General features: G+C 37.6%; 4 protein-coding genes. 2 read left to right on the forward strand and 2 right to left on the reverse strand.

The features are described from left to right. Positions 1–231 precede the first annotated feature (231 nt). On the forward strand, positions 232–1,434 hold the full coding sequence (locus PMI10_RS03000) for an aminotransferase class I/II-fold pyridoxal phosphate-dependent enzyme (RefSeq protein ID WP_007804337.1): 1,203 nt from the start codon (positions 232–234) through the stop codon (positions 1,432–1,434). Between the two features lie 220 nt (positions 1,435–1,654). Here the strand turns inward: PMI10_RS03000 and PMI10_RS03005 are convergent, their stop codons facing one another. After that, entirely contained in the window at positions 1,655–3,589 is a 1,935-nt protein-coding gene (locus tag PMI10_RS03005) for an amino acid permease (protein ID WP_007804339.1), read from the reverse strand. 329 nt (positions 3,590–3,918) lie between these two features. Continuing rightward, entirely contained in the window at positions 3,919–6,825 is a 2,907-nt protein-coding gene (locus tag PMI10_RS03010) for an FAD-binding and (Fe-S)-binding domain-containing protein (RefSeq protein WP_007804341.1), read from the reverse strand. Between the two features lie 470 nt (positions 6,826–7,295). On the opposite strand from PMI10_RS03010, the gene PMI10_RS03015 reads away from it, so the two are divergent. After that, a complete protein-coding gene (locus PMI10_RS03015) occupies positions 7,296–9,728 on the forward strand; it encodes a TonB-dependent receptor (protein ID WP_007804343.1) in 2,433 nt (810 codons plus the stop codon). The last annotated feature ends 150 nt before the right edge of the window (positions 9,729–9,878 follow it).

A 9,878-nucleotide genomic window follows, 5' to 3' on the forward strand; every position in this document is an offset into this window, starting at 1 on the left:
AATAAACTGTTATTTTGAATAGGATTTATTTTGAAAACGGGTGTCTAGCCCTGATGGAAGCGGCATCCTTTTTCTGGTTTCTTTAACCAGGAAAAGATATAGCGGACAGCAGGAATTAGCTCCTAACAATAACAATTTCAATTGCAAAAATCAATTGCAATCGCTAAGTCAAAAAACAAATAATACTAACCAGAGGATGAGATTACTTCGTTCCTCGCAATGACATAAACTATGAAAAACTTTAACCCGGCAGACAATATTCAGGATTTGCAATATTTTGGTGAATTTGGAGGCGTGAATCCTTCGATTTCTGATTCTTCGACTTATACTTTTCTTTCAGCTAAAACCATGTTTGATACTTTTGAAGGCAATATCGAAGGCTGTTATTTGTATTCGCGCCATTCATCTCCGAGTAATTTGTATTTGGATCAGGCTTTGGCAGCGATGGAAGGAACGGAAACGGCAAATGTTTCGGCTTCCGGAATGGGGGCGATTACACCTACTCTATTGCAGTTGTGCGGTGCCGGAGATCATATTGTTTCAAGCAGAACTATTTATGGCGGAACTTATGCTTTTCTTAAAAATTTCACACCTCGGTTTGGTATCGAAACGACTTTTGTGGACATCACAAAATTGGATATTGTTGAAGCTGCAATTACGCAAAAAACTAAAGTTTTGTATTGCGAAACGGTGAGTAATCCGTTATTGGAAGTTGCTGATATTGCCGGTTTGGCACAGATTGCTAAAAAGCACAACCTGAAATTGGTTGTTGATAATACGTTTTCACCTTTGTCAGTTTCTCCGGCAAAATTAGGCGCTGATATAGTGATTCATAGCTTGACGAAATACATTAACGGAAGCAGCGATACGGTTGGGGGTGTGACTTGTGGACCTAAAGAGTTTATTAATTCCTTAAAAAATGTAAACAACGGAGCGAGCATGCTTTTGGGGCCAACAATGGATAGTTTGCGTTCTGCAAGTGTGATGAAAAATCTTCGTACGCTTCATATCCGAATTAAACAACATAGTCATAATGCTCATTTTTTAGCTGATCAATTTGAAGCTAATGGCTTAAAAACGGTTTATCCCGGATTAAAAAGTCACCCGAGTCATGAGCTTTATAAAACGATGATTAATCCGGAATATGGTTTTGGAGGCATGTTGACTATTGATGTTGGAACTTTGGCGAAAGCCAATGAATTAATGGAATTGATGCAAGCCAGAAACTTAGGATACTTAGCAGTAAGTTTAGGATTCTATAAAACGTTATTCAGCGCACCAGGTACTTCTACTTCCAGTGAGATTCCGTTAGAGGAACAAGCTGAAATGGGATTGACGGATGGCTTAATCCGCTTTTCGATTGGTTTGGATAACGATATTCAGCGTACTTACGAAATGATGAAGGAATGCATGGTGGAACTTGGGGTTTTGTAATGTTATTTCACAGAGATTCTCGGAGGGTTTCGCAGAGATTCACTAAGTTTTTTTCATGCAGATTCTGCAGATTTAGGCAGATGTGTGCAGATTTATTATTGCTATAAGTTTAAAATCTTTTTTAATCTGCTTTAATCTGCAGAATCTGCGTGAAATAAAAAAGCCGTTCTGAGATTTAATTCAAAACGGCGCTTTCATTTATAATTTATAATTCAAAAACTTATAACTTCTCTACAAAGTTCAATTTACTGTTTTTTCTACTATAAGTGAAGTAAATAAACAATCCTATTAATAACCAGATCGTAAAGTAAATCCAGTTCCAGACACTTAATTCGGCCATCATATAAAGACAGCAGATAAGTCCTAAAAGCGGGATTAAAGATAGATTTTGTCTGAATGACCAAACGGCCAATCCAACTAAAACGAAAAGAAAAATCCACATTGGAATTTTATGCTTGAATAAGCTGAAACCTGATTCGTATTTTACTGCATCGTTGATTGGCAAACCTTTTACAACCTCAGCATATTTTGTATCGTCATCCTGGTATTGACTTAGCAAATGTTCTACATCCGATGTTGCTGACGTTTTATTCTGTACATCAATGTTTTTTAAATAACTGAAAACTTTATCAGATTCCGTTTTGTCTAAAGAAGTAATAATTGTCGTTGCATCATTAATCTGTGCTTCGTTATTAATAAAACCCATTGTCGCCTTATTATTGAAAGCAAAAGCATAATATAATCCTGCAATCATTAAAAAAGGCAGAATATATTTTGAATTTACATACGGCGTTTTGAATTTCCCTCTCGGAATTTCCGGTTTGTTTTGCAAAACCAAAACTCCTGCACACACTAATACAAAAGCAAACAAAGTTCCGATACTGCATAAATCGGTTACCATAGTCAGGTTTAAAAATAAAGCCGGAACTGCAACCACAAAACCTGTTACAATTGTTGCAAATGATGGTGTTTTAAATCTTGGATGCACGGTAGAAAATTTCTTTGGCAATAAACCATCACGGCTCATACTCATCCAGATACGCGGCTGTCCCATCTGGAAAACCAATAAAACGCTTGCCATAGCAATTACTGCGCTGACTGCAATAATTCCTGACATCCATTTTAAGTCTAATTTATCGAAAACAAATGCTAAAGGATCTCCAACATTCAACTGATTGTAACGAACCATTCCGGTAAGTACCAAAGCAATCGCAATATATAAAATGGTACAAATAATAATCGCCCACATCATGCCGCGTGGTAAATCACGTTGTGGATTTTTACATTCTTCCGCTGTTGTCGAAATCGCATCAAAACCAATATATGCGAAGAAAACTGCTGAAACTCCTTTTAAAACCCCACCTACGCCATTTGGTGCAAACGGGTCCCAATTTGCCGTATCTACATAAAAAACACCTACGGCAATTACCAAAAGTACGATGCAAAGTTTTACAACTACCATTGCATTACTCGCATTACGGGATTCTTTCATCCCTCTGTAAACCAAAGCTGTAATTAAAACAATAATAAATAATGCAGGCAAATCGGCTACGAAATGAAATGAGCCTATAGTTGGTGCTGTTGTCCAGGCTGTGTAAGCTGTTTGTAATCCTGAGTCTAAATTTTCGAAAGATTTTCCACTCTGAATTAATGCCGTGGCATCTTTAAAACCATTTGAAGCAGTTAGATAATCCATCTGGATCCATTGTGGTAAATGAATTCCGCCACTCTGGAGCAGTCCTGTAAAATAATCACTCCACGATATGGCAACGGTTATATTTCCAACGGCATACTCCATGATTAAAGCCCATCCAATAATCCATGCAATAATTTCCCCAAAGGCTACATAAGAATACGTATAAGCACTTCCCGAAACCGGAACCATCGAAGCGAATTCGGCGTAAGCAAAAGCTGCAAAACTACAAGCCAAAGCAGTAAATAAAAACAAGAAAATAACCGCCGGGCCTCCATCAGCACTGGCTTTACCAATCGTGCTGAAAATTCCTGCCCCAACGATTGCAGCAATACCAAATGCGGTTAAATCTCTGGTGGTTAAATGCTTTCCTAATGCATTGTGTCCATCAGCATCGTTTTTTGCAACTTGCTTCAAAATATCCTGCACCGTTTTTTTTCGGAATAAACCTGATAATGCCATATGTAATTTTGCTATTATAAATTAATATATTGAGGTCTTTATGCTTTTATTTTACAAATAATGCAAAAATTATCCTGAAATCAAATATATAAAACGATTTTGTTTATAAGAGTTTTTTTCGCCACGAATTACACAAATTTTCTCGAATTATTTTCTCATGCAGATTTAAAATGATTTAAGCTGGTGTTTACAGATATTTATGACTATCTCAAAATTAAATCTGCTGTGATCTGCTGAATCTGCGTGAAAATTTAGCCACAGATTACAAGATCAAAATGATTAAAAAATCCACAATAATACACATAAATCCGTGTCATCAGCGTTCTGTCTCACTTCAAACAGCTTCTTAAAATACTTACCGGATGCTGCGCTTCTCTTTTTGTTCCGTCATAAATTTGGTGGCGACAGCTTGTTCCTGCAGCGGCGATTTCCACATTTTTAGCAGTTGAGCGCACCTTCGGGAATAGTGTATCCTCTCCCATTTGCATACTTACCTGATAATGTTCTTTTTCATAACCGAATGATCCCGCCATTCCGCAGCAACCCGAATTATAAATCGTAACCACGTTATTTTTTGGCAAATTCAGCATGGCAAAAGTCGCTTCAACAGAACTCAATGATTTCTGATGGCAATGTCCATGAATCTTGATTTCTTTCTTTTCTTCCGAAAAAGAATCAGCTGTGATTTTACCCAGATTGATTTCATTTTTAAAAAATTCTTCAATTGTATAAGCATTCTGGGCTACTTTTTCAGCACTTTCTTTATCATCCGCCAGACGTAAATACTCGTCTCTAAAAGTCAGAATTGCAGACGGTTCGATTCCGATTAGCGGTGCTTTTCCGGAAACTAAATCTTTAAAAATACCAATATTTATATTCGCTATTTTTTTTGCTTCTTCCAGAAATCCTTTCGATAAATAGGTTCTGCCGCTTTCTTCGTGATTTACCACCAAAACTTCATACCCTAATTTCGTCAGTAATTCGAAAGCATCAATTCCGATATTTACATCATAATAATTCGTGAATTCATCATTAAACAAATACACCTGTCCGTTTGGAAAATCCTGATTTTGCTTTTTCCGATTTTCAAACCATTTTTTAAACGTTTTTTTTGCCAATAACGGCACTTGTCTTTCCAGTGCAATCCCCATGCTTTTTTTAACCAGCGACTGATTCGAAATAAAGTTGGTTATTGACGGAAACAAACTTCCCATTTTATTCAGTTTTGCATTGTGTGCAAAAATCTTATTTCGGGTCGAAAATCCGTTTGCTTTTTGGTATTGATATAAAAATTCGGCTTTTAAGGTTGCAACGTCCACATTACTCGGGCATTCGCTGGCGCAGGCTTTACAGCTCACACACAACTCAAAAACTTCGTATAATTCTTTCTGGTCAAATTTATTTTCTTTCTCGGAATACGTCAAATATTCACGTAACGCATTCGCTCTCGCACGCGTTGTTTCCTTTTCATTTTTCGTCGCACGATAACTCGGGCACATGGCTCCTCCTGCCGATGGCAATTTTCGGCAATCTCCGGAACCGTTGCATTTTTCGGCTGCACGCAAAATCCCTAAACTGTCTGAAAAATCCTGAAACGTTTTAATATCCGGTTCTACCCGACCAGAAATCACACGATGGTTTTCATCCATTTTTAAAGCGTTCACAATCTTCCCAATATTCAAAACCGAATTCGGGTCGAAAGCCAGTTTAATTCGTTTCAGCAATTCGTAATTCTTCTCGCCAATCATAAACGGAATAAACTCACCACGCACAATTCCGTCGCCATGTTCCCCGCTTAACGAACCTCTGTATTTTTTGACCAAATGAGCCACATCGGTCGCTATGGTCCTGAATAATTTCAGGTCTGATGTTTTCTTCAGGTTCAGAACCGGACGCAAATGCAGTTCTCCCGCACCCGCATGCGCATAGTAAATCGCACCTTGTCCGTGACGTAACATCATCGCAGAAAATTCTGCAATATAAGCAGGCAAATCGCTCAATTCAACCGCTGTATCTTCAATAGAATCAGCCGCTTTATCATCACCAACTATACTTCCTAAAAGTCCTAATCCGGCTTTACGAAGTTCATTTACTTTTTCAATATCAGCTCCGTAAATTTTTACCAGAGCATAACCAAAGTTATTTTTCTCTAAATCAGCCACTAAAGCGTCAGCCTGATTTTCGGCATCTTCCAAATCATGCGAAGCCACTTCAAACATCATAATCGCTTTGGGTTCACCCTGCAAAAAGAACCTGTTTTTTATGTGTTCCCGGTTGGTTTTGGTACAATCCAAAATTGTGTCGTCAATCATTTCGCAGGTATACAAATGATGTTTCATCGCCACTACAACAGATTCCAGCGATTCCTGAATGCTATGATAATGCGCCACCACCATAATATTATGTGCGGGCGGCAAATCGTCAACTTTTAAAGTGATTTCGGTTGTAAAGGCTAATGTTCCTTCGCTTCCGCAGAGTAATTTCCCGAGGTTAATTGTTGGTTCAGTTCCTCCAAACAAATCCGACTTCAATAAAATATCAACGGCATAACCTGTATTTCTTCTGTGAATTTCAGGCTTCGGAAACTCTTTTATAATTTCTTCCTGCGTTGCTTTAACCGAAAGTTCATCGAAAATACTTTTGTAAATTTTATTTTCTAAAGTATCGCCTTTAGTTTTTTCGATAAATTCCGCCGAAGTCAGTTCATTAAAAACCACCTCAGAACCATCACTCAAAATGGCTTTGATTTCGACAATTTTATCACGCGTCACACCATATCGGATCGAAGTTGTCCCCGAAGAATTATTCCCTACCATTCCTCCAATCATACAGCGGTTTGAAGTTGAAGTATTGGGCCCAAAAAATACACCGTGCGGTTTTAGGAATAAATTCAGTTCATCACGAATCACACCCGGCTGCACTGTAACTGTATTTTCAATCGGGTCTAAATTCAGGATTCTGGTAAAATTCTTCGAAACATCAACCACAATTCCATCACCAACGGTTTGTCCTGCCAACGAAGTTCCGGCCGTTCTTGGTGTAATCGAAATATGATGCTTCGCTGCAAACCTGATTAATTTACTAATATCTTCTATAGTTTTAGGCACGGCAACCGCTTTTGGTTTTATGCGGTACACCGAAGCATCGGTCGAATAAAGCGTTTTATGAAGATCATCATATAAAAGTGTTCCTTCTAATGATTCTGATAATTGTTGCAACTCCTTAATTATTGACATTATATTCTAATTTATTACCTAAAACAGATTTGATTTTCTTTTTTTTAACGATTACAAAAATAATTTAATTTCTATTGGTTTTGTTCTAAATAAGCAAATTTAGATTCAGAAGAACAAAGAGAATAAAGGTTCACATTTTTTTGTTGCGTTTGAAGGCGGCAATTTCGTTAGTTCGCTTTTTTTTATGACTACCGCCTTAACATTTCATAAGACTATTTCTCTTAAATATTTTTTTTGCAACGAAAAAAAGAGTTTTTAGAACAATTTACGCTCAAAACTAATAAATTTTATTTTATAGATAAATTCTTAGCTATACATACTTAATTCACTTGTTATCAGATAGTGTTTTAATCAATAAATTACATTTCAAATTTTAATTTTTTATTTTTATTTAGAATAATTAAAAATAATTTGGTCGAAAAGAAATTTGCCTTTACTTTTGCGCAATAAAAATTTAACACCAAACCAAAATGAAAATATCTTATACAAAAGGAATTTTATTTTGCCTCTTATTTTTAAGTTCAGTCAGCATAATTGCTCAGGGACAAGGTAAAGTAAACGGGAGAATTTTATTAAGTGATCATGTTCCTGCAGAAAATATTGCTGTGGCGCTTAAAGGAACAAAATATACCGCCATTACCAATAATAACGGGCAATATGAAATTAAAAATGTCAAACCGGGAAGCTATACTTTAAGCATAAGCGGCCCAGGCATTAAGGCACTTTCTGAAAATATTACTGTTACTGCCGGTCAAACGGTAACCAGAAACTTCACACTTTCCGAAAATCAGGAAGAACTTAACGAAGTTGTCATTACAAAAAACAAATACAAGCAGGACAAACCCTCTTTATCATTACGTCTTAACACTCCTGTGTTAGAAATTCCGCAAAACATTCAGATAGTGAGTGGTCAGACATTAAAAGATCAGCAAATTATCAGTATGAGCGACGGCGTTATACGTAACGTGAGCGGTGCTGTACGTTTAGAGCACTGGGGCGACATGTACACCAATATTACTATGCGGGGATCACAAATTCAGGCTTTCCGAAACGGTTTCAACGTAGTATCTTCTTTCTGGGGACCGCTTACCGAAGACATGAGTTTTGTAGATCATATCGAATTCGTAAAAGGCCCGGCAGGATTCATGCTTTCCAGTGGTGATCCAAGTGGTCTTTATAATGTCGTAACCAAAAAACCAACTGGAATCACCAAAGGTGAAGCTACTGTAATGGGAGGAAGTTATGATTTTTACAGGGCCAGTATTGACCTTGACGGGAAATTCGACAAAAAAGGGAAGTTCTTATACCGTTTCAATGGTGCTTTGCAAAAGAAAGGTTCTCACCGACCATTTGAGCACAATGACCGGTATGTGATTGCTCCGGTATTATCCTATCAGATTGATGACAAAACCAAAATTACCCTTGAATACAACTTCCAGCATGCAAACATGACCGAGGTTGGTTCGTATTATATTTTTGGTGCTGATTCAGGAGGATATGCTACAACTCCTGTAGATTTTACAATGACACAACCGGGTTTGCCTGATACTAAAATGAATGATCACAGTGGTTATCTTATGTTTGAACATAAGTTTGATGACAACTGGAAACTTACAGCCCAAACCAGCTATTTTAAATATTTACAAAAAGGATACAGCTCATGGCCATCTGCAGTAGGTCCCGGACCTGTTGGTACATCAGGAGCTGCTCTTAATACTGGTGAAATTATACGAAATGTAGGTATCTGGGATGCTGAAAGCAATATGTATTTGGGACAAATATTCCTTAACGGAAAATTCAATACTGGTCCTGTAACCCATAAAGTATTGGGAGGAGTCGATTTAGGAAGCAAAGATTATATGGCAGACTGGGGTCAGTCACATGATCTTGATACGGTAGATGATCCCTTTAATGTAAATAATCCTGATTATGGTACTCCGGCTAATGGAATGCCAAACTTTGACCGCGATACACCGCTCAAAGACAGGGCTAAAGCAATTGGCGGGCTTATGAGTTCAGAATATGCAGCCGGTTATGTTCAGGATGAACTTGGTTTTTTTGAAAACATTTTAAGACTTACACTTGCCGCCAGATATACCTGGATCAGTCAGGCAAGCTGGGGAGGAGCTCCAATAGCCGATAGTCATATTACACCACGCGTAGGCGTAAGTGTCTCAATAACAGAAAACACTGCTTTTTATGGATTATACGATCAGGCTTTTACCCCTCAGGGTGGAATTATGAAAAATGGAGAACAGCCAAAACCACTTACTGGTAATAATCTTGAATTTGGTCTTAAAAAAGACTGGTTTGACGGTTCATGGAGCACTACAATAGCTGCTTACAGAATTTTAAAGAAAAATGAAACAACAAATGACCCGGCTAATACATCCGGAATACAATACAGTATTATTTTAGGTGAAAAAAGAGCACAGGGTTTCGAATTTGATTTAAGAGGTAAAATCGTTGATGGTCTTAATCTTATAGCAAACTACGCTTTTACAGAATCTATTGTAAACAAAATTGATCCTGTCGTTTCTCTGGCAACAGGTATTAAAGAAGGTGACATTGTTCCTGGCTATTCTAAACATACTGCAAACGCCTGGTTAAACTACAGCCTCGTAAATGGCAAACTTAAAGGATTAGGCGCATCAATTGGCGGAACTTTTCTGGCAGGACGTCAAACTGATACATGGAGCGTCGGACTCGAAAAACTCCCTACTTATTTCAAACTTGACGGAGGTTTGTCATACGAAACAGGAAAGTTAAAATTCACGGCAAATATGTTTAACATTCTTGATAAATACCTTTACAGCGGATCTTATTACTCTTATCTGAAAGCGTACTACTGGCAGTCAGAACAGCCAAGAAACGTAAGAGTTGGAGTAACTTATAAGTTCTAAAGATATAATTCAGCTTTTCAATTATACAAACCGTCTCAATTAGTTTTGAGGCGGTTTTTCGTTTAATCAGGAGCTGATTCCTGCTGTACGCTGTATCTTTTATGCCGAACACCGGCACAAAAGGATGCCACTTCCATCAGGGCTAGGGCT

The organism is Flavobacterium sp. CF136 (assembly GCF_000282055.1).
Taxonomy (GTDB): Bacteria; Bacteroidota; Bacteroidia; order Flavobacteriales; family Flavobacteriaceae; genus Flavobacterium.